We start from the raw sequence: 21,013 nt of genomic DNA, 5'->3' as shown, positions 1-21,013 counted from the left end.
TGATGAATCTAGAAGGCAAAATTGCTCTAGTGACGGGTGCTAGTCGCGGAATTGGCCGTGCTATCGCTGAACTGTTGGTTGAGCGCGGTGCGACGGTAATCGGTACTGCGACTTCTGCAGGCGGCGCAGCTGCGATCAGTGAATACCTTGGTGATAATGGCAAAGGTATGGCGCTTAACGTGACGGATGTGACATCCATCGAAGCAACACTGAAAGCGATCAATGAAGAGTTTGGCGTGATTGATATCCTAGTGAACAACGCGGGCATCACTCGTGATAATCTACTGATGCGAATGAAAGACGATGAGTGGAACGACATCATCGATACAAACCTAACGCCTATCTTCCGTATGTCAAAAGCAGTATTGCGTGGCATGATGAAAAAACGTGCAGGTCGTATTATCAACGTCGGTTCTGTTGTGGGTACTATGGGTAACGCAGGTCAAACTAACTACGCTGCTGCTAAAGCAGGCGTGATAGGTTTCACTAAATCGACGGCACGTGAAGTGGCGTCTCGTGGAATCACTGTCAACACGGTTGCGCCTGGTTTTATTGAAACCGATATGACGAAAGCACTAAACGATGAGCAGCGTGCAACGACGCTTACCAATGTACCAGCAGGTCGTTTAGGTGATCCGCGTGAAATCGCTTCAGCCGTTGTCTTCCTTGCTTCACCGGAAGCGGCGTATATTACAGGCGAAACTTTGCATGTAAATGGCGGTATGTACATGGTGTAAATCGCTTTCCTGTAGAATTGAGGAATTTTTTCATTAATTTTCACTCAAATTTCTGCAACGACAGTGAATTTGTCCATAATGTCGCCAACTAGGCTACTTATTGTCATTAAAATAGCCTATAGTTTGTGATAATTGACATAGATGTGCGCAACATTTGTGCATGATTTAAGTCAAAAATGTATTGAATTTCGGTTAAAATCGCTAAAATTGTGGTTTGACCAGCAAGGTCCCTCTTGCAACTTTCAGTAGTTCTAATAAACTACGGAATCATCGCATTGAGCGAAATCTGTAAAGGAAAAGAAAAATGAGCAACATCGAAGAACGCGTAAAGAAAATCATTGTTGAACAGCTAGGTGTAGACGAAGCTGAAGTTAAAAACGAAGCTTCATTCGTTGACGATCTAGGTGCTGATTCTCTAGACACTGTTGAACTAGTAATGGCTCTAGAAGAAGAATTCGACACTGAGATTCCAGACGAAGAAGCTGAGAAAATCACTACTGTTCAAGCTGCAATCGACTACGTAAACAGCGCTCAGTAATATCTCTCCCAGGCGGCCTTCTGGCCGCCTGTGTTCTTTTAAACACTTCTATCCTTCCATAGAATCATTTCAATTCCGGAGAATAAAATCGTGTCCAAGCGTCGTGTTGTTGTCACTGGCATGGGTATGTTGTCACCGGTAGGCAACAGCGTAGAATCATCTTGGAAAGCCCTGCTAGCTGGTCAAAGTGGTATTGGTAATATCGACCATTTTGATACCGAAAATTACTCAACTCGCTTTGCGGGCTTAGTGAAAGATTTCGACTGCACAGAATACATGTCGAAGAAAGATGCTCGTAAAATGGATCTTTTCATCCAGTACGGTATTGCAGCGGGTATACAAGCTTTAGATGACTCTGGTTTACAAATTAACGAAGAAAACGCGGCACGTGTTGGCGTAGCGATCGGTTCAGGCATTGGTGGCCTAGAGTTGATTGAAACAGGTCACACCGCGCTAGTTGAAAAAGGCCCACGTAAAGTTAGCCCGTTCTTCGTTCCATCAACCATCGTTAACATGGTTGCAGGTAACTTATCTATTATGCGTGGTCTACGTGGTCCGAATCTCGCGATCTCGACGGCGTGTACAACCGGTCTTCATAACATTGGTCATGCGGCTCGTATGATTGCATACGGCGATGCAGACGCGATGGTTGCAGGCGGATCGGAAAAAGCATCTACACCGCTTGGTATGGCTGGTTTTGGTGCCGCTAAAGCACTGTCGACTCGTAATGACGAACCACAAAAAGCGTCTCGTCCATGGGATAAAGATCGTGATGGTTTCGTTTTAGGTGACGGTGCAGGTGTGATTGTGCTTGAAGAGTACGAACATGCTAAAGCGCGCGGTGCAAAGATTTATGCAGAGCTTGTTGGCTTCGGTATGTCTGGCGATGCTTACCACATGACTTCACCAAGTGAAGATGGTTCAGGTGGTGCATTGGCAATGGAAGCGGCAATGCGTGATGCAGGTATCACTGGTACTCAAGTCGGTTATGTTAATGCTCACGGTACGTCTACGCCAGCAGGCGACGTTGCCGAAATTAAAGGCGTTAAACGTGCTCTAGGCCAAGAAGGGGCGAAACAAGTTAAAGTTTCTTCGACCAAGTCTATGACAGGCCATTTATTGGGTGCTGCCGGCTCCGTTGAAGCGATTATTACCGTGATGTCTTTGGTGGACCAAATTGTCCCACCAACCATCAACCTAGATAATCCTGAAGACGATCTCGATATCGATCTCGTTCCACATACAGCGCAAAAAGTGTCGATGGATTACGCCATCTGTAACTCATTTGGCTTTGGTGGTACGAACGGCTCGCTTGTGTTCAAGAAGATTTAATTAGACTTCGCAAACTCAATAAAAACGGCTTACTGCTTTGGCATTAAGCCGTTTTGTTATTTAATAGCCTCTAATAGTCAGTTTGTTGTGTGTTCATAAGGAAATGATATGTTGCTTAATGGTATTCGCGCTGAGTCAATTGCATTGACCGATCGCTCATTCCAATACGGTGACGGCTGTTTTACCACCATGCTCACCCGTGATGGTGCTATTCAGCACTGGTCCCTTCATGTTCAGCGCATGAACGATTGTTTGGATGCACTGTACATTCCCCATCCTGATTGGCTGTTGGTCGAAAAATGGCTGAGTAGTGTGATGCGCGATGATCACAAGGCCGGATTAAAGTTACATATCAGCCGCGGCGAAGGCGGACGTGGATATAGCCCTACTCAAGTCACCTCACCAAATGTTACTATTAACGACTTTATTTATCCCTCTCACTATGAACAATGGTGCCAAGAGGGGGTGACGCTAGGTGTATGTGAAACACGATTGGGTCACAACCCTGTGCTAGCTGGTCATAAACATAACAACCGCCTCGAGCAAGTCTTGCTTAAAGGTGAGATGGACCGCCGCGGGTTTGCCGATGGCGTTGCGTTGGATATAAAAGGCAACGTGGTCGAAACGACCATGGCGAATCTTTTTTGGTTGCAAAATAACACCCTGTTTAGCCCTGATTTATCCCTTTGTGGTGTTTCCGGTGTGATGCGTCGTGTCGTTCTGGATTGGGCACAAAAGCAGGCGATTAAGGTTGAGGTAGGCCAGTTTCCTCTCTCGGACTTAATCCAGGCACAAGAGGTGTTTATCTGCAACTCTTTGCTCGGCGTTGCACCGGTTCGTCAAATAGGGTCACAACGCTTTGATATTGGAATCATAACTACACGAATTCAGGAGATGGTCGAGTCGTGATTAAAAAAATCGCTCTCTTGTTGCTCTTTGTCGCTGTTTTTCTAACGGCGGGTTACTCATACGTGACCAAACAAGTCGAGCAGTACATTACCCAGCCGCTTCAACTTAAAGAAGCACAAATTTTTACCATTGAACCAGGAACCAGCTTTAACCGCGTTCTCATCAATCTTACCCAAGCTGATCTAATCAATCCAAGTGATTGGGTGAAGTTAGTTCGTCGTTTTTACCCGCAACTAACTCAATTGAGAGCGGGGACTTACTTACTTGAACCTAACTTAACGTTAGCTGAAGCCTTAGCGGAATTTAAGCAGGGTAAAGAGCACCAGTTTGCGATTACTTTTATTGAAGGATCGACTTTTAAACAGTGGCTTGAAATTTTGCGTAGCGCGCCGTATTTAGAGCACGAACTGCAAGGGCTTAGTGAAGCGCAAATTGGGCAGAAGCTTGGATTAGAACATAGCAAACTCGAGGGGTTGTTCTTAGCGGAGACTTATCATTACACGTTTGGTGCGTCTGATTTTGATATTCTTAAACGCGCTGCGGATAAGTTACAAATCGTGTTAGACCAGCACTGGGCACAGCGTCAAGAAAAGTTACCACTAAAATCGGCCTACGAGGCCTTAATACTGGCTTCTATTATTGAAAAAGAGACCGCCATCGACTCAGAGCGAGAACGGGTGGCGTCAGTGTTTATCAATCGACTTAATAAACGGATGCGATTGCAGACAGATCCTACGGTTATTTATGGTATGGGTGATAAATACGATGGCAACATTCGTAAAAAAGATTTGCGCACGCCGACGCCATATAACACCTATACGATCGCGGGGTTGCCACCGACGCCGATTGCGATGCCGGGAGAAGCCTCTATCGCTGCTGCTCTCAACCCAGAGCAAAGTGACTACCTCTATTTTGTCGCCAGTGGCAACGGTGGGCACGTTTTTTCTAAAACACTTGTCGAGCATAACCGCGCGGTTCGCGCTTATTTAAAACAATTAAGAAGTAACCAATGAAAAACGCACAATTCATCGTCATCGAAGGCCTAGAAGGGGCGGGGAAAAGTACCGCAATTAATGCTGTTCTAGACACGCTGAAACAAGCGGGGGTTGATCGCATCCGCAATACCCGTGAACCTGGTGGAACTGCTTTGGCCGAAAAGTTACGCACTTTGGTCAAACAAGAGCATGAAGGCGAAGAGTTGCAAGATATGACAGAGCTGCTGCTGATGTACGCCGCTCGCGTTCAGTTGGTCGAAAATGTTATCAAGCCTGCTCTAGCTGATGGTGTGTGGGTGGTGGGTGACCGCCACGACATGTCTTCTCAAGCTTATCAAGGGGGCGGTCGTCAGATCCCAAGTGAGACGATGGCTGCACTTAAGCAAACTACGTTAGGTAACTTTAAGCCTGACTTAACCCTCTATTTGGATCTTGACCCGCGAATTGGCCTTGAACGTGCCCGTGGACGTGGTGAGTTAGATCGCATCGAGAAGATGGATATGAGCTTTTTTGACCGTACCCGTGCGCGTTATCTAGAGCTAGCGGAAAATGATGATACGGTTGTCGTGGTTAACGCCGAACAGTCGATTGAACAAGTGGCGAAGGATATTCGCCTCGTTATCACTAACTGGTTAAATACATAGTCTATGAATGAGCTTTATCCTTGGTTAACTCACCTGTGGAGTGAGTGGCAGACAAACTTGCAAACGGATCGCTTTTCAAATGCAGCACTGTTGCTTGCCGAGCAAGGGATGGGGGCTGAACAGTTAGTTGATCAGTTTAGCCGTGCAGTAATGTGCCAAAACTACCCAGCAGAGGCGTGTGGGTTTTGTCATAGCTGTCAGTTGATGAATTCTCAAAGTCATCCCGACTTTCACATCATCAAGCCTGAAAAAGAGGGTAAAGCGATTACGGTCGACCAAATTCGTCAATGTAACCGCTTAGCGCACGAATCTTCGCAGTTGTCTGGTTTGCGTTTGTTTGTCATTGAACCTGCTGAGGCGATGAATGAATCCGCGGCCAATGCATTATTGAAAACGTTGGAAGAGCCCTCTAAAACCTGTCTGTTTTTATTGGTCAGTCACCGTTCAAGTGCCTTATTACCGACCATTACTAGCCGTTGTCAACAATGGCACTTAACGGCGCCTGAATCACAGTTGGTTGCCCAATGGTTGAGTCAACAGTTTAGCGGTACGGTTCCTGAATATGCGGCGCATATCAATGGCAATGCGCCCATTACGACGCTCGCGTTTATTGAACAAGATAAAATGAGTCGTTACTTGGCTTTAGAAGCTCAATTGACTGCTTGGTGCCAGCGCTCCGGTGATGTGGTTAAGTTGGCCAAAGAACTTGCCACAGAGCCACACGAGCAACTCAATTGGATGTGGTATCTCTTGTCTGATGCTCAAAAAGTGCATTATGGTTTAAACATGGCATTTTTTACGCCGGGGTCTCAAGCACTTGCCAACGTGGTTGCTTATCAGCAGCTATACTCACAATCACAAGCTTTACTGGCTTTGATGGAACAACTCCGCCAGCATTCAGGGCTTAATGCTGAACTGCTAATCTTGGATTGGTTATTTAAATTTAACGAGGAAACATGTTCGTAGACTCTCACTGTCATTTAGACAAACTCGATTATCAAGATCTTCACCAAGGCATTGAAGATGTAATAGATAAAGCCAACGCCGCAAATGTCCGAGAACTATTGTCCGTTGGGGTTACGCTTGATTCGTTTCCAAATATGCTCGCGATGATCGAACCTTATGAAAACGTCTATGCTTCTTGTGGCGTACATCCACTTGATGTTGAAAGTGACTTTGCTTTAGATACGTTGCACGAATATGCGTCACACCCACGTGTTGTCGCTATTGGTGAAACGGGGTTAGATTATCACTATCAACCCGAAACGGCGCAATTGCAAAAACTGCGATTTGAACAGCAAGTAGAGTTGGCCGTTAAGTTAGACAAGCCGCTCATCATCCATACCCGCAATGCCAGAGAAGATACGCTCGACATTTTGCGCAAAGGCAATGCGGATAAATGCGGCGGAGTGATCCACTGCTTTACCGAAGATCTTGCTTTTGCCAAGGCGGCAATAGAACTCGGTTTTTATATCTCAATTTCAGGTATTGTAACGTTCAAGCAAGCGACTGAACTGAAGCAAGTTGTTCAAGCTTTGCCGTTAGAGTGCCTATTGATTGAAACCGATTCGCCCTATCTTGCCCCTGTTCCTCACCGAGGGAAACAGAACCAACCAGCTTATGTTGTTGAAGTCGCCGCGTACATCGCACAGCTAAAAGGCTGTTCGTTACACGAAGTTGGACAGAAAACTAGCGAAAACTTCAGAAATCTTTTTTTGAGATAGAAAATGAGTTTTGAACAAAAAAGGAGCGATGGCTCCTTTTTTTTGTGCGAACAGTCACGATAAGTTTAAAATTGGCTATTGTTTACTAAATTTGTTGAAGTTGAGAGCAGCTAAAGTCGTCTTGTAAATTTGTTACAGAAAATAACAACCTCGTCTATTTTATTTACCCATCAAAATTAATCAGGTCTGTCACTAAATACAATTAAATCAATAGGTTAATTCTTTGCAATCCATTTCAAATTGAGGTGTGGATTGTGATCTATCTATTAGTTTGAAACTAAATTTCGTAACTAACTAGAAAGTTTGATTACACGCAATATATATTTAGAGGCAGAAAATATACTGTCATATGTGGTTACATTTTCTTAGGGTGCTAACATTATAGGCTACGGGGGTGTGCCGTTAGAGCCCAATAATTCTTATAATTTATCAGGAGCATAAACATGTTTAAGAACCTTTTTGCAAACCTGCAGAAGGTAGGTAAGTCTCTGATGCTTCCAGTATCAGTACTTCCTGTTGCGGGTATACTACTAGGTGTCGGTGCTGCCGACCTTGGTTTCATTCCAGAAATCGTTTCTAATCTAATGGAACAGGCTGGTGGTTCAGTCTTCGGTCAAATGGCACTGCTATTTGCTGTAGGTGTTGCACTAGGCTTTACAAATAACGACGGTGTAGCAGGTCTTGCTGCTATCGTTGGTTACGGCATTATGACCGCAACACTTAGCGTAATGGCTGGTGTTATGGGCGTAGAAAAAATCGACACAGGTGTACTAGGTGGTATCCTAGTCGGTGGTGTTGCTGCTTGGGCATTCAACCGTTTCTTCAAAATCCAACTTCCAGAATACCTTGGCTTCTTCGCTGGTAAGCGTGCTGTACCAATCATTACTGGTTTCGCTGCTATCGCACTTGGCTTCGTACTTTCTGTCGTATGGCCACCAATTGGTGCAGCCATTGGTTCTTTCTCGCATTGGGCTGCAGATCAAAACCCTCAACTAGCGTTCGGTATTTACGGTATCGTTGAGCGTTCTCTAATCCCATTCGGTCTACACCACGTTTGGAACGTACCATTCTTCTTCGAAGCAGGTAAATGTATTAACGCGGCGGGTGAAGCTCAGAACGGTGTTCTAACTTGTTACCTAGTTGCTGATGAAGCATCTCGTGCTGCTGGTAATGGCTTCGGTCAGCTAGCGGGTGGTTACATGTTCAAGATGTTCGGTCTACCAGCGGCGGCGATTGCTATCGCTCATTCTGCTAAGCCTGAAAACCGTGCGAAAGTAATGGGTATCATGGCATCTGCGGCATTGACCTCATTCCTAACTGGTATCACAGAGCCAATCGAGTTCTCGTTCCTATTCGTTGCACCACTACTGTACGGAATCCACGCTCTACTTGCAGGTTCTGCTTACGTTGTTGCTAACACGCTAGGCTTTGTACACGGTACTTCATTCTCACACGGTCTGATCGACTTCCTAGTTCTTTCGGGTAACGCTCAGAAAATGGGTCTGATGGTTGCTGTTGGTCTTGTATACGCTGCAATCTACTACGTAGTTTTCCGCGCAGTTATCAAAGCGATGGACCTTAAGACTCCTGGTCGTGAAGATGAATCTGAAGAAGTTGCTATGACTTCTGGTTCTGACTTAGCGGGTGAACTTGTTGCCGCATTTGGTGGTAAAGCGAACATCACAGGTCTTGATGCGTGTATCACTCGTCTACGTGTTGCGGTTGCTGATACAGAATCAGTTAACCAAGAGAAACTAAAACAACTTGGCGCCGCAGGTGTAGTTGTTGTAGCAGGTGGTGTTCAGGCAATTTTCGGTACTAAGTCTGACAACCTGAAAACAGAAATGGATGAGTGGATCCGTAACAACGGTTAATCCCCACTAACTCATCATTGATAAAAGGAGGCTTCGGCCTCCTTTTTTACGTTTGTTAAGCGTCAAGTTGATGCTAGTAGTGACGGTTTGTTTGATTTTCCTTTGTCGCGCTCTTTACTGGGTGATGACATAGTGGTCAATAATGCTTGGATAATGTGACGCTAACACCATAATTTTGCGCGAAAAAAGCGTATTTATTGAAGATATATCAGGTTGATGTTATTACTTTGTTACACAATCAGGAGGTGTTTATGGAACACGATCTTAAATTAGCTCTACTGATCACCGCGTGCGCTTTTGCGATGATACTCGGCTTTGCTATTACTGCTGTAACATCAGCGTAGGGCTCAGTATGAAAAACTGCGGTGTTATTACCAACGCTGCTGTACATCTCGATAGTGAACGACTCAAGCGGTACACTGGTGGTAAAAATGCTCTGGTTGCTCAAGGTGGCGGCCAGCGAGGTATTTTTACTGCTGGTGTTTTAGACGCCTTTCTTCTTTCCAACTTTGATCCTTTCCACTCTTTTTATGGCACGTCAGCGGGTGCGCTGAATCTGTGTGGGTTCTTATGTCGCCAACGTGGAATAGGGCGTTCCTTTATCTTAGACCTAACCACTGATCCTGAATTTTTTCAACTGTTCCGTTATATCCGCCGCAAGCAGTTTCTTGGCCTTGATTGGGCATTAGATAAAATCAGTGATTACCCCTATCGGCTTGATATCGATATGGGGCGTAAAATGCTGCAGGGACGAGAGGCTTTTGCTGCGGTTACAGATACAACGCGTTTACATGATCACTACTTACCCATGCTACAAGACGATTGGCGACAAGTGTTAATAGCAACTTGTGCAATCCCTCGTCTTTATCATCAGCCAGTGCAATTTCCACATGGAGAGTATGTTGATGGTGGAGTGTCGGCATCAATACCCGTACAAGAAGCCTGGCGTCGAGAGGCGCGTTGTATTGTTGTGATTCGTACCGAGGGGCATGATTTAGCAACAGGCACCGTAGAGGTCAATCAGGAGCCTCAGGTTACATGGTTGAAAGATTCATTTAATGTGATCCAAGGGCAATGGCAAGAGAAGCTAGGCCAGTGGAAGCAAGATTGGAGTGCTTTTTTTAATTATCAAATGCAACGTGCGGTTCAACAAAATAGTCTTGATGGTAAAACCGAATCACTCAATGGCGGTCGTTGGTTGTTTGGTGCAGATGAAGTCTACCGTTTGAGCCATCTAATCGGCGATAAGTTTGACTCGAGCTTAGCGGACATGCTGATGGTTCACTATCAAACCTACTCGCTAACCCAAGACTTCTTAAATTCGCCACCCGATGATTGCTTTATTATTCAGATTCGACCTGAACAGCCACTGAAATCGAATTCATTGATGAGCGAGAAAGAGGAGTTACTCCATGACTATCAGCTCGGGTTAGATGCCGGCTATCGTTTTGTGGAGCTATTTTCTCAATGTGCCGCGCCGCCTATTTCTATGACCAATTAAAAGTAACACCAACAGAGCCCAGGCTCCCTTGATGTTACTTGATGATTACCTTTATTTGATGAAAGGGTTAAGCGGCTAAAATCCGTAGACAGTTCGTTGAACCGATTACATCCATCACATCACCTTGAGTAATGATAACTAAATCACCATCGTCGAGTAGGCCGCGTTGTTTTAACGTTGCCACTGCTGCTTGCGCTGTGGCGAGTCCTGTATCTGACTTATCGTGGAAATAGACTGGGAACACGCCGCGATAGAGTGCGGAAAGATTCAGAGTACGTTCGTTGCGTGACAGAGCGAAAATGGGTAAGCCCGAACTCAGACGAGACATCATAAGAGCCGTGCGACCAGATTCGGTTAATGTCACTATGCCTTTCACTCCTCGCATGTGATTGGCGGCGTACATAGTCGACATCGCAATGGTTTCTTCACCACTGTCAAATACCGACTCCATACGATAACTTGAGCGGTTAATGGCGGCCATTTTTTCCGCGCCTAAGCACACTTCTGCCATTGAACGTACGGTTTCTATTGGGTATTTACCTGCTGCTGTTTCACCGGATAACATCACAGCATCGGTACCGTCGAGCACGGCGTTAGCGACGTCCATCACTTCTGCACGGGTTGGCATCGGGTTTTCCATCATCGATTCCATCATCTGGGTTGCGGTAATTACAGTACGATTGAGTGCACGGGCGCGTCGAATGAGCTGTTTTTGTACCCCGATTAATTCAGGGTCGCCTATTTCTACCCCAAGATCACCACGCGCGACCATAACGGTGTCAGACGCAAGGATGATGTCATCAATGTTCTCTTCTGTTGCAACGGTCTCTGCGCGTTCGACTTTTGCAACCAGTCGTGCTTGAAGTCCAGCATCGGTAGCAAGTCTACGAGCATAATGCATGTCTTCGCCATTACGTGGGAAAGAGACGGCGAGATAATCGACGTTGATTTCCGCCGCAAGTAAGATGTCTTTCTTGTCTTTTTCGGTAAGGGCATCTGCCGACAATCCACCGCCTTTTTTATTGATCCCTTTATTGTTTGATAGCGGGCCACCAATCGTGACTTTGGTTCGTACTTGAGTCTCGTTAACACTGATCACTTGCAGTTGTACACGCCCATCATCAAGCAACAAAATATCACCGGTTGAAACATCATCTGGCAGAGCTTTGTAGTCAAGGCCGACAGCGTCTTCGTTCCCTTCACCAGCTGGAAGCGTACTATCTAGGGTGAAAATATCGCCAATATTGAGCTGGATTTTACCTTGCTTAAACGTTGAAACACGAATTTTAGGTCCTTGCAGGTCACCTAATATTGCCACGTGAGTGCCTAATTTAGCCGCAATATTGCGGACGCGTGTTGCCCGCTCACGATGATCATCTGCGCTACCGTGAGAGAAGTTCATTCGTACTACGTTGACACCCGCTTCGAGAATAGATTCAAGTACACCAGGTTGATCGGTTGAAGGTCCAAGGGTTGAAACAATTTTGGTTCTTCTTTGGATTGCAGTCATTCGGTTCTCCTTGAGTTGAATCTGCCAAGTCCACACTCTAAAAGGCGAGCACGGATCTTTCTACCTAATCATTATTACTGTTAAGGTTAAGTATATACCCGCGGTGCCATCGTGTTTTGAAATCGCCACTTGGCGGTGATTAAAGCGATGCAAGTATGATTATAGACATAATTATTAACGCAAAAAAAATCAATCTGGACTGTGATTAATAGTTCGCTATTTGATTCACGACACAAACAAAAATGTTTATACGTGACCCTTGTCACGGCGATTCATCAAAGCTCTTCACAATTACTTCGCAAAGTAAAAAAATTACTAGGTTATTGATATTCGGAGCACTCTATGTACATGGCTCAACCAGGCCATATTGATCACATCAAGCAGGTCAATGCTGGCCGTGTATATAAACTCATTGATCAAAAAGGTCCTATTTCTCGAATAGATCTCTCGAAAAAAAGTGCGCTTGCACCAGCGAGCATCACCAAAATTACCCGAGAGCTTATCGAGGCGCATCTGATCCATGAAACCACGGTCCAAGAAGCGACCAGTCGCGGTCGACCGGCTGTTGGCTTACAAGTCAATAACGAGGGTTGGCAGTTTCTGTCTATGCGCCTTGGTCGCGGTTATTTGACCATCGCACTGCACGAGTTGGGTGGAGATGTACTCATCGACACCAAAATTGACATACATGAAGTTGATCAAGATGACGTACTAGCCCGTTTACTGCATGAAATTGATGAGTTTTTTCAAACTTATGCCGACCAACTCGATCGTGTTACCAGTATTGCGATTACTTTGCCAGGTCTTGTCAATTCGGAACAAGGTATTGTGCTGCAAATGCCGCACTACAATGTTGAAAATCTGCCGCTTGGCCCTGAGATTTATAAAGCGACGGGCTTACCTGTGTTTGTTGCAAATGATACTCGCGCTTGGGCTTTGGCTGAAAAACTGTTTGGCCACTCTCAAGATAATGAAAATTCGGTGTTGATTTCTATCCACCATGGCTTGGGGGCGGGCATCATATTGGATGGACGCGTGCTGCAAGGGCGCCATGGTAATATCGGTGAGCTAGGCCATATTCAAATCGATCCAAGTGGAAAACAGTGCCACTGTGGTAATCGAGGCTGCCTTGAAACAGTGGCGAGTTCTCAAGCGATTCGCAATGAAGTCAGCGAACGTATTGCACGAGGCGAAGCGTCGTCACTGTCTGCTATCGAAGAAGTTTCAGTTGAAGAAATTTGTGAAGCAGCGGCCAACGGCGATCCATTGGCAGTTGATGTGATTGAGAAGCTCGGCCGTTACTTAGGCTCGGCGATAGCGATCGTTATCAACCTATTCAACCCAGAAAAGGTGCTGATTGGCGGCGTCATCAATCAAGCAAAAGACGTGCTCTATCCAGCAATTCAGACCTGTATTGAAGAGCAGAGTCTGCCCGTTTACCACCAAGATTTAGAGTTGGTGGAATCACGCTTTTACAAACAAGCCACTATGCCTGGTGCTGCGTTGGTTAAGCAAGCGCTCTACGATGGCCTTTTATTGATGAAGGTTATAGAAGGGTAGCGTTTCTGAGCTTTAGCTCTCCTTTATATTTGAGGTAAACCCATATAATCTGAAATGATATGTGGGTTTATTTTTATCTTAGTCTTGCTATAGACTACCTTTGTTATATACACACCGGTTGAGAATGAGTATGTCTGGAGTTTTAAATACCGTTGACCAACGAACAAACCTTGTCGGCGAAAACCGGCTTGAGTTGTTGTTATTTAGTTTAAACAGCAGACAGTTATTCGCGATTAACGTGTTTAAAGTCCGCGAAGTGATTAAAGTGCCACCGATGACGAAAATGCCCGGTTCGCACCATCATATTACAGGTGTTGCGTCACTACGTGGCGTATCGGTGCCAGTGATCGATCTTAGAGCTGCGATTGGCTTCCCGCCATCACGCCTTGAAAATCAAGAAGAGAACCTGATCATTACCGAGTATAACCGTAGTATTCAAGGCTTCTTAGTCGGTCAGGTGCGTAATATTATCAATACCGCATGGACAGAGATTCAGCCACCGCCGAAAACCGCAGGTCGTTCAACTTACTTGACTGCAATTACTCATGTTAAAGAGGATAAGCGACAGGAGATTGTCGAAATTATTGATGTGGAAAAAGTACTCGCTCAGATCATCGATTACGATATTTCAATTTCTGAAGGAGTGCTTGATCAGGAGCTGGTCAATGAAATGGTCGGTCGCAAGGTCTTAATTGTTGACGATTCATCGACAGCCCGTGCTCAAGTGCGCGGTACGCTTTCTCAGCTAGGGTTAAATATTATTGAATGCCGTGACGGTCTTGAAGCTCTTAATCTACTGAAATCCTGGTGTGATGAGGGTAAAAACGTTGTTGAAGAGTTATTGCTGATGATCACCGACGCGGAAATGCCAGAGATGGATGGTTATAAGCTCACGCATGAAGTGCGTAGTGATCCACGTATGAAAGACCTTTACGTCACTTTGAACACATCGTTAAGTGGCAGCTTTAACGATGCGATGGTTAAGAAAGTTGGCTGTGATCGATTCATTTCTAAGTTTCAGCCGGATCTTCTGGTTGAGGTTGCACAAGACAGATTAAGGCAAGTTCTTAATCGCTAGATCAATTGAACGATCTTGCCAATAAGGCTTTGTTGAGTCATTAGGCCGGAAAGCAAAACGCCTTGCGTGTTACTGAAGTAGACGCAAGGCGTTGGTATGTTTGGAAGTCAAGGGATTACGAGTTATTTCGGCTGAGCATCAATACATTGGCCATTGACGCATTTACTCTCAGGTGCCATCAGGTAGAGATAAAGTGGCATGATGTCTTGAGGTGTTTTAAGCAGATCCGTATCTTCAGCAGGATATGCTTTTGCTCGCATTGCAGTACGTGTTGCCCCTGGGTTGATGGCATTGACTCGAATGGTGCTGTCGCTTAGCTCATCGGCTAAGACTTGCATCATACCTTCGGTAGCAAATTTAGAGATGGCGTAGGTGCCCCAGAATGCACGACCACTATGGCCTACGGTCGATGAAGTAAAGACAATGCGCCCATCTTGTGATTTATGCAGTAATGGCAGTAGTGCTTGAGTCATCAAGAACTGCGCCTTGACGTTGACCTGCATAATATCGTCGTAAGTATCTTCACCAATTTGGTCAAACGGGCTGATAACACCCAATAGACTAGCATTATGCAATATACCGTCTAAACGACCGAACTGGCTCTCAATCGTATCGGCCATGTCGACATAATTCTGTTTGGTTGCGCCTTTCATATCGAGAGGGATGATCGCAGGTGTCGGGTAGCCTGCCGCTTCAATTTCATCATAAGTCTGTTCAAGCTTGTTTACAGTTCGCCCCAGTAGAATCACGGTTGCACCATGCTGAGCGTAAGAGAGTGCGGCTTGTTTACCGATACCAGCGCCAGCGCCAGTAACCAGAATAATTTTCCCTTTTAGGGCATCTGAAGAAACAGCATATTCCACGATGTTTATCCTTTTGTAATGATCTGCTTTATGAATACATAACTTGGTGGTTACAATACACCAATTCGCATATGAGGGGATATCACATTGGAATTTTTGTTGGATTACGGGCTGTTTTTGGCCAAGATTGTGACTGTCGTGGTTGCCATTATGGCGATTTTAGTTATCGCCAAAGCGTTGGGCGGTAAGAGCGGAGCGGCGAAAGGTGAGTTAGAAATCACTGACTTAACTGAGCAACACAAGCGAACGGTTGAACAGCTAGAGCATCATTTGCACGACAATACTTTTCTTAAGGCGCGCGATAAAGCGGAGAAAAAACTCGATAAAGAGAAGAGTAAAGCGCGTGAGAAAGCGATCAAAAAGGCCTCAAAAGAAGGGGATCTTGATAGCAAACGTGAACCACACCTATTTGTACTCGACTTTAAAGGCAGTATTGATGCCAAAGAGGTTGCGTCATTGCGCGAAGAGGTCACTGCGATTCTGGCGGTGGCACGTGAAGGTGATGAAGTCTTACTGCGTCTTGAGTCTGGCGGCGGCATGGTGCACGGCTACGGCTTAGCCTCATCGCAACTCGATCGCATTAAGTCAGCTGGGTTGCCTTTAACTATTGCGGTAGACAAAGTGGCAGCCAGTGGCGGTTATATGATGGCTTGTATTGCCGATAAGGTCGTGTCAGCGCCGTTTGCTATTGTTGGCTCGATTGGGGTGATTGCTCAATTACCTAACTTCCATAAGGTATTGAAAAAATATGATATTGAGTATGAACAGCTGACGGCGGGCGAGTATAAGCGCACCTTAACCATGTTTGGTGAGAACACGGATAAAGCGCGTGAGAAGTTCAAACAAGAGCTTGAAGAAACTCATGGTCTGTTTAAAGACTTTATCCGTGAACGTCGCCCGCAACTTGACCTTGATAAAGTGGCGACAGGTGAGCATTGGTTTGGCACGACAGCCTTTGATCTTGGCTTAGTAGATGAGATCACAACGTCAGATGACTTGGTCGTGGCAGCATGTAAAGAGAAAACCGTGCTAGCGATTCACTACGTCGAAAAGAAAAAACTGACCTCTAAGCTGGCTGGTCTGGCTGGTGAAGCGGCAGATAATGTACTGATGAAACTTATCGATCGTGGCCAACGCCCGATTGTTTAAGTCAAATAAAAAAGCGCTCATCAAATGATGGGCGCTTTTTTTATGCTTGATGTGGCGAGCTTAACTTCTCTACGAGACTTAGCTGCGAGCCGCTTGCGGTTTACTTGGTCGACGGCGAGCCGGCTTGCTTGCCGCAGGTTTATTGCTGTCGCTTCGTTGGCCGTTGGCGCCTCGGCTTTCGCCGTTTGGCTTGTTACCACCGAAGTGACGTTTGTTCTTACCTGCCGGTTTATTGCCGCGTGCATTATCACCTGAGCGCTGACCGTCTTGGTGTCCTACTTTTGGCTTCTTCGGTTTCTTTGGTTTTATTGGGCGTGTATCTAGCCTTGATTCTGGTAGCTCGTTAACGGGTTTAAAACCTTCAAGCTCCATACGCGGCAAGATTTGTTGAATCAAACGTTCAATACCAAATAGGTCGATGGCTTCATCTGCCTCAACCAGGGAGATCGCTTTACCCACTTCACCTGCGCGGCCAGTACGACCGATACGGTGAACATAATCTTCAGAGACATTGGGTAACTCGAAGTTAACCACTTGTGGTAGCTGAGGAATATCAATACCACGCGCAGCAATATCGGTGGCGACTAAGACGCGAACATCGCCCGATTTAAAATCAGCCAATGCACGAGTTCGAGCGCCTTGGCTCTTGTTACCATGAATCGGTGCTGCGGTAATCCCTTGCTCATTAAGGTAATGCGACAGACGGTTGGCACCATGTTTAGTACGAGAAAAGACCAGTACTTGTCTCCAGTTACCATCGTTGATCAATTTCACCAGCATCGGCGCTTTTTTGCGTTTGTCAGCTGGGTAGATGCACTGTTCAATTGTTACGGCTGTCGAATTTTCAGTATTGACCGACACTTCAACTGGGTCGTTCACTAAACCTTTCGCCAATTGACGAATTTCAGCCGAGAACGTCGCAGAGAAGAGTAGGTTTTGGCGTTTTGCTGGCAACAAGTTAAGAATTTTTCTGATGTCGCGGATAAAGCCCATATCGAGCATACGGTCAGCTTCGTCCAGAACCAATACTTCGAGTTGGTCAAATTTAAGCGCGTTTTGCTGATATAGATCGAGAAGTCGACCTGGTGTCGCCACCAATACATCACACCCTTGGCGCAGCTTAAGCATCTGTGGGTTGATTTTAACGCCGCCGAAGACTACTTGAGACGTCAGGCGTTGGTAGCGGCTGTACTTGAAAACATTCTCTTGTACTTGCGCTGCAAGCTCACGAGTGGGTGTTAGAACTAAAGCGCGAATGTGGTTGCCTTTCACACGCTGGCCATTGTCTAAACGTTCTAAGATAGGCAAAGTGAAACCAGCCGTTTTACCGGTACCTGTCTGCGCAGCCGCCATGACATCTTTACCTGCTAAAACGGCAGGAATTGCTTGCTCCTGAATAGGAGAGGGAGTGTCATAGCCTTGCTCTTCAATTGCTTTAAGAATCGGAGCAGAAAGGCCCAAGGAGGTAAAACCCATAGTATGTTCTCTAGATGGTAAAATCGGACAAATCGCGAGCAAATTGAAACTACGCGAAAAAGGGCGCCATTCTGCGCCCTTTAACGAGGAACATCAACCAAATTATGACGAAGCGGGCTGATGTCTTGCTTTATATTGGCGTATATAAAGTGCCATTGCGAGAACGATACCTGACAGAGCGCCATAAAGATGAGCGTCAACAGCCACTTGAGCATTGATCAGAACTTGAGTCGACTGTGATGCGCCCATGGTCAATTCCCAGGTAATTTTCGCACAAACCCCGATCACCAGTAACCAACTGCTCTTACGCCCATTCAGCGCTTCTTGGAGGGCAAAATAAGCAAATAAGCCGTGCAAGGTCCCTGATAGGCCAACATAACTATTCATACTGCTAAGGAAATTGAGTACGCCGATGGCAGCGCTGGTCACTAATAGGCAAAATAGCAACGCTTTGTCACTCGGTTTAAAAATCAAACCGATCATCCAAAGTCCGCCTAAGTTCATGGCTAAATGGGGAAAGTTGGTATGGGTGAAGTTTCCTGTTAGGATTCGCCACCATTGGCCGTCCAAAATAAGGTAACGCTGCCAATTAACTAAAGAGGCCTGCGGCTCGAACTGTAAGCCGATGCAAACTAAGCTAATAGCGATTAACAGAAAAAATACACGCACTCTATGTCCCGATACTGTTCTCAATGTAAAAAATCACTCAAAGCTTGTATCTGTGAGTGGGTACAAAGCCTAACATCGAATGTTGAGTTGGTCATCCTCCAGCATCATAGCGAAACAAACAAGCCGATGGGGACGGCGAGAATCTTGCTACTCTCATTAGCGAACTGCCACTGTTTAGTCGGGGAGGACTTCAGTGACAACACGCAGCTCAACGCGTTGCTCAGCGATCCGCACTATTGCCATTTTGTTCTCTACCCGGGAGAGTCTGCCCTTGCCCACGGCGAAGTCGGAAAGCGGCGCCAGGACAAAAAAGCCCGTGTTATTTTGCTCGATGGCACTTGGAAGAAAGCGTATAAAATGTGGCAGCTTTCAAGCAACTTGCACGCTTTGCCTCTGATCCGTTTACCCGATGATCTGCAAGGCAATTATCGTATTCGTAAAGCGCCAGATGGCAATAGCTTGTCAACGGTTGAAGCTGGTTATCATATTCTTTCGCTACTCGAACCAGAGCAAGACTTCTCAGCGTTGATTCACACGTTTAATCAGATGATTGAGTTTCAAATCAAGCAAATGCCGCCGGGTGTGTTTGAGAGTAACTATCTGCGTTCCACTTGAAGGTTCAGGTTTGAGGCCTGAAAACTATCTGTAATTCTTGATGCCAGCGGGTGGATTTATTTCGTCTTCACTTTCTCATTTTAGTTTTAGAACACTTTGTTTTATTAATAACTATATCATTAGTGCTATGGTTTAACTGTAATAAAGCGGTTGTTTAAAATATGTCAATATAAATAAATATAAAGAAATTAATTCTATATGGGGATGAATTCAATGAGTGTTAAAAATACTGCACAGCTATATATATATACATTTTTTCTTGCTTGGAGTACTTGCTCATATTCTGACAGTGATATGAGATTAAATATTCAAGAAGAAAGTGACTTAAATACATTAAATGCAGAAAAACGAGACGCATTAACGCGATTTTTATTTACCGCTGACCCTCAGTTTTATACAGGTCGCTCAGATATTAATGACCCTACTTTAGATAAGTTGGCTGGTATTATTTATGACTTAACATACAGTAGAAATACTCCTAATCCTATATTTGGTTTACTTGTAGGAGGCGATATGACCCAGACCGCTCACAACAACAGTATTTTTGGGAAGGAGTTTCAACATTGGAAAAATATCATTAAATATTATAACGTCATGGATAAGTCATATGAAACCATAGGGAACCATGATGAAACGACTGGTGGAGTTTCTAGACATGGAAAAATTGAGAGTTTTATCGATCGAAACAGAGAATACGCTCGTCAAAGTTATCGACGAAGTGGGGCTCTATACTCGTGGGATGTGGAGGAGATACATTTTGTTGCGCTTGGAACTGGCGTGTTCTCTTCTGAACGCCCCACCAAATATGAGGATGTAAAAAATTATCGTCAACTTGATTTCTTACAAAATGACCTAGACATCAATGTCGGTAATAGTGGCAAGAAAGTGGTGTTGATGTTTCATATTCCGGCTAATCATCATGATTGGAAAGAAGCTGATAGAAAACGTTTTCTTAATCTAATTCAAGAGTACAATGTCGTACTTTTACTGGCTGGGCATACCCATGCTTGGGGAGGGGAGCAATATATCACACTCCCTAATGGTCGAAGAATAGCTCAAGTCGTTGCACCAACAATACGTAATGACCAACGCCCTATTGGGCAATATGCCGATATTAAATTGGAAAATAATTCGACGCGAATGCAAGTTGAATTAAAACATAATGACGGAATAGAAAACTATAAAGGAAAAATAACGTTGGACCTTAAAATAGACCAACTTTGGTATCCACAAACTGCAACTGTTAAGGCTCCAATCTATATGGAGAAAAGTGGTAGTTTCAACGAAAGAAAATATGTTTATAAAGATGTCCATTATTACACGATGCAATCTAGAAATGGAACAGGGCGTTGTATTGGTTATGATGGCAATACAACATCTGATAAATTACTTATTCAGGTGACGTGTGATGCATCAGATCCAAGACAAAACTGGTTCTGGTCTGCACAAACCCAACAAATACATTCTAAAATGGATTGGAATTATTGTTGGCGATACGATTCAAACTTCGCTGGCAGCCCGATCAGGTTAGCCAAGTGTAATGCAAATGATCCTAACATGCGTTGGCAATACAGTAAGTATAATAAAGACCAAGATTGGCTACGAAAAATTAAACCTGCTAACTCCCCCAACCTACAAGTCGATGGATATAAAGAAAGCAATGAAGTTAACCTTTACAGCGCTCATTCGAGTAGCACTCAACTTTGGGGAGTCAGCCACCAAAGATACCCTGCTAACCAAATGTCACTAAGTGCTCACGGACTTAAGCATACTCATCTAGAATGATAAAGCGCCGTATTGTTCAGATTTAAAAGCGAATACACCTTTGAGTGACTTTGT

Annotated in this window: 20 protein-coding genes; 16 read left to right on the top strand and 4 right to left on the bottom strand. The window is 45.0% G+C overall.

From position 1 onward, the window contains the following. Positions 1 to 2: 2 nt before the first annotated feature. The 11 genes from fabG (at position 3) to BS19_RS01350 (ending at position 10,254) form a co-directional block, all read left to right on the top strand. Complete coding sequence (gene fabG, locus BS19_RS01395; protein WP_038173068.1) at positions 3 to 737, top strand: 3-oxoacyl-ACP reductase FabG; 735 nt, start codon at positions 3 to 5, stop codon at positions 735 to 737. Positions 738 to 1,041: 304 nt separating this feature from the next. Further along, positions 1,042 to 1,275 carry an acyl carrier protein gene (gene acpP, locus BS19_RS01390; RefSeq protein WP_004406112.1) on the top strand — a complete coding sequence of 78 codons (234 nt, stop codon included), beginning with the start codon at positions 1,042 to 1,044 and terminating at the stop codon, positions 1,273 to 1,275. 90 nt (positions 1,276 to 1,365) lie between these two features. Next, entirely contained in the window at positions 1,366 to 2,607 is a 1,242-nt protein-coding gene (gene fabF / locus BS19_RS01385) for a beta-ketoacyl-ACP synthase II (RefSeq protein WP_038172881.1), read from the top strand. A gap of 108 nt (positions 2,608 to 2,715) precedes the next feature. Then, on the top strand, positions 2,716 to 3,516 hold the full coding sequence (pabC, locus tag BS19_RS01380; protein ID WP_038172880.1) for an aminodeoxychorismate lyase: 801 nt from the start codon (positions 2,716 to 2,718) through the stop codon (positions 3,514 to 3,516). Next, complete coding sequence (mltG, locus tag BS19_RS01375) at positions 3,513 to 4,529, top strand: endolytic transglycosylase MltG (protein WP_038172878.1); 1,017 nt, start codon at positions 3,513 to 3,515, stop codon at positions 4,527 to 4,529. Before pabC ends, mltG begins: the two co-directional genes overlap by 4 nt. Continuing rightward, a complete protein-coding gene (gene tmk / locus BS19_RS01370; protein ID WP_038172877.1) occupies positions 4,526 to 5,155 on the top strand; it encodes a dTMP kinase in 630 nt (209 codons plus the stop codon). The genes mltG and tmk overlap by 4 nt, the downstream gene beginning before the upstream one ends. A 3-nt stretch (positions 5,156 to 5,158) precedes the next feature. Next, positions 5,159 to 6,121: a DNA polymerase III subunit delta' gene (locus BS19_RS01365; RefSeq protein WP_038172876.1), complete on the top strand. Its 963-nt coding sequence runs from the start codon at positions 5,159 to 5,161 to the stop codon at positions 6,119 to 6,121. Continuing rightward, positions 6,112 to 6,879 (top strand): TatD family hydrolase, encoded by a 768-nt coding sequence (locus tag BS19_RS01360; RefSeq protein ID WP_038172874.1) that lies wholly within the window; start codon positions 6,112 to 6,114, stop codon positions 6,877 to 6,879. The genes BS19_RS01365 and BS19_RS01360 overlap by 10 nt, the downstream gene beginning before the upstream one ends. A 443-nt stretch (positions 6,880 to 7,322) precedes the next feature. Next, on the top strand, positions 7,323 to 8,753 hold the full coding sequence (gene ptsG, locus BS19_RS01355; RefSeq protein ID WP_038172873.1) for a PTS glucose transporter subunit IIBC: 1,431 nt from the start codon (positions 7,323 to 7,325) through the stop codon (positions 8,751 to 8,753). Positions 8,754 to 9,004: 251 nt separating this feature from the next. After that, on the top strand, positions 9,005 to 9,097 hold the full coding sequence (cydH, locus tag BS19_RS20130; protein WP_157631111.1) for a cytochrome bd-I oxidase subunit CydH: 93 nt from the start codon (positions 9,005 to 9,007) through the stop codon (positions 9,095 to 9,097). Between the two features lie 8 nt (positions 9,098 to 9,105). Then, positions 9,106 to 10,254, top strand: coding sequence for a patatin-like phospholipase family protein (locus tag BS19_RS01350; protein WP_038172871.1), 1,149 nt, complete (start codon positions 9,106 to 9,108; stop codon positions 10,252 to 10,254). A gap of 67 nt (positions 10,255 to 10,321) precedes the next feature. Here the strand turns inward: BS19_RS01350 and pyk are convergent, their stop codons facing one another. Then, positions 10,322 to 11,764 (bottom strand): pyruvate kinase, encoded by a 1,443-nt coding sequence (gene pyk / locus BS19_RS01345; RefSeq protein WP_038172870.1) that lies wholly within the window; start codon positions 11,762 to 11,764, stop codon positions 10,322 to 10,324. A gap of 342 nt (positions 11,765 to 12,106) precedes the next feature. Here pyk and mlc point away from each other — a divergent pair, with 342 nt between their 5' ends. Both mlc and BS19_RS01335 read left to right on the top strand, forming a co-directional pair. Further along, positions 12,107 to 13,324 (top strand): sugar metabolism global transcriptional regulator Mlc, encoded by a 1,218-nt coding sequence (gene mlc, locus BS19_RS01340; RefSeq protein WP_038172869.1) that lies wholly within the window; start codon positions 12,107 to 12,109, stop codon positions 13,322 to 13,324. 130 nt (positions 13,325 to 13,454) lie between these two features. Next, the gene (locus tag BS19_RS01335; RefSeq protein ID WP_038172867.1) at positions 13,455 to 14,402 is read left to right on the top strand and encodes a chemotaxis protein CheV; all 948 of its coding nucleotides are present in this window, start codon (positions 13,455 to 13,457) and stop codon (positions 14,400 to 14,402) included. A gap of 122 nt (positions 14,403 to 14,524) precedes the next feature. Here the strand turns inward: BS19_RS01335 and BS19_RS01330 are convergent, their stop codons facing one another. Continuing rightward, positions 14,525 to 15,265 carry a YciK family oxidoreductase gene (locus BS19_RS01330; protein WP_038172866.1) on the bottom strand — a complete coding sequence of 247 codons (741 nt, stop codon included), beginning with the start codon at positions 15,263 to 15,265 and terminating at the stop codon, positions 14,525 to 14,527. Positions 15,266 to 15,352: 87 nt separating this feature from the next. Here BS19_RS01330 and sohB point away from each other — a divergent pair, with 87 nt between their 5' ends. Further along, positions 15,353 to 16,414 carry a protease SohB gene (sohB, locus tag BS19_RS01325; RefSeq protein WP_038172864.1) on the top strand — a complete coding sequence of 354 codons (1,062 nt, stop codon included), beginning with the start codon at positions 15,353 to 15,355 and terminating at the stop codon, positions 16,412 to 16,414. A gap of 78 nt (positions 16,415 to 16,492) precedes the next feature. Here sohB and BS19_RS01320 read toward each other — a convergent pair whose 3' ends face one another. Further along, the gene (locus BS19_RS01320; protein ID WP_038172863.1) at positions 16,493 to 17,890 is read right to left on the bottom strand and encodes a DEAD/DEAH box helicase; all 1,398 of its coding nucleotides are present in this window, start codon (positions 17,888 to 17,890) and stop codon (positions 16,493 to 16,495) included. Between the two features lie 102 nt (positions 17,891 to 17,992). After that, positions 17,993 to 18,559, bottom strand: coding sequence for a rhombosortase (gene rrtA, locus BS19_RS01315; RefSeq protein ID WP_038172861.1), 567 nt, complete (start codon positions 18,557 to 18,559; stop codon positions 17,993 to 17,995). 3 nt (positions 18,560 to 18,562) lie between these two features. Here rrtA and BS19_RS01310 point away from each other — a divergent pair, with 3 nt between their 5' ends. Together BS19_RS01310 and BS19_RS01305 are read left to right on the top strand one after the other, a co-directional pair. Beyond that, on the top strand, positions 18,563 to 19,174 hold the full coding sequence (locus BS19_RS01310) for a tRNA-uridine aminocarboxypropyltransferase (RefSeq protein WP_084185918.1): 612 nt from the start codon (positions 18,563 to 18,565) through the stop codon (positions 19,172 to 19,174). A gap of 213 nt (positions 19,175 to 19,387) precedes the next feature. Beyond that, the gene (locus BS19_RS01305) at positions 19,388 to 20,959 is read left to right on the top strand and encodes a ricin-type beta-trefoil lectin domain protein (RefSeq protein ID WP_169738997.1); all 1,572 of its coding nucleotides are present in this window, start codon (positions 19,388 to 19,390) and stop codon (positions 20,957 to 20,959) included. Positions 20,960 to 21,013: the final 54 nt, after the last annotated feature.

Origin of the sequence: Vibrio pacinii DSM 19139, assembly GCF_000711795.1 — a bacterium.
In the GTDB taxonomy this organism is placed as follows: Bacteria; Pseudomonadota; Gammaproteobacteria; order Enterobacterales; family Vibrionaceae; genus Vibrio; species Vibrio pacinii.
This window is presented reverse-complemented; position numbering and strand designations above follow the sequence as displayed.

Coding starts and splice junctions, on each gene's coding strand:
- fabG (WP_038173068.1), top strand. CDS start 3: ATGAATCTAGAAGGCAAAATTGCTCTAGTGACGGGTGCTAGTCGCGGA.
- acpP (WP_004406112.1), top strand. CDS start 1,042: ATGAGCAACATCGAAGAACGCGTAAAGAAAATCATTGTTGAACAGCTA.
- pabC (WP_038172880.1), top strand. CDS start 2,716: ATGTTGCTTAATGGTATTCGCGCTGAGTCAATTGCATTGACCGATCGC.
- tmk (WP_038172877.1), top strand. CDS start 4,526: ATGAAAAACGCACAATTCATCGTCATCGAAGGCCTAGAAGGGGCGGGG.
- BS19_RS01365 (WP_038172876.1), top strand. CDS start 5,159: ATGAATGAGCTTTATCCTTGGTTAACTCACCTGTGGAGTGAGTGGCAG.
- BS19_RS01360 (WP_038172874.1), top strand. CDS start 6,112: ATGTTCGTAGACTCTCACTGTCATTTAGACAAACTCGATTATCAAGAT.
- ptsG (WP_038172873.1), top strand. CDS start 7,323: ATGTTTAAGAACCTTTTTGCAAACCTGCAGAAGGTAGGTAAGTCTCTG.
- cydH (WP_157631111.1), top strand. CDS start 9,005: ATGGAACACGATCTTAAATTAGCTCTACTGATCACCGCGTGCGCTTTT.
- BS19_RS01350 (WP_038172871.1), top strand. CDS start 9,106: ATGAAAAACTGCGGTGTTATTACCAACGCTGCTGTACATCTCGATAGT.
- pyk (WP_038172870.1), bottom strand. CDS start 11,764: ATGACTGCAATCCAAAGAAGAACCAAAATTGTTTCAACCCTTGGACCT.
- mlc (WP_038172869.1), top strand. CDS start 12,107: ATGTACATGGCTCAACCAGGCCATATTGATCACATCAAGCAGGTCAAT.
- BS19_RS01335 (WP_038172867.1), top strand. CDS start 13,455: ATGTCTGGAGTTTTAAATACCGTTGACCAACGAACAAACCTTGTCGGC.
- BS19_RS01320 (WP_038172863.1), bottom strand. CDS start 17,890: ATGGGTTTTACCTCCTTGGGCCTTTCTGCTCCGATTCTTAAAGCAATT.
- BS19_RS01310 (WP_084185918.1), top strand. CDS start 18,563: ATGTCCCGATACTGTTCTCAATGTAAAAAATCACTCAAAGCTTGTATC.
- BS19_RS01305 (WP_169738997.1), top strand. CDS start 19,388: ATGAGTGTTAAAAATACTGCACAGCTATATATATATACATTTTTTCTT.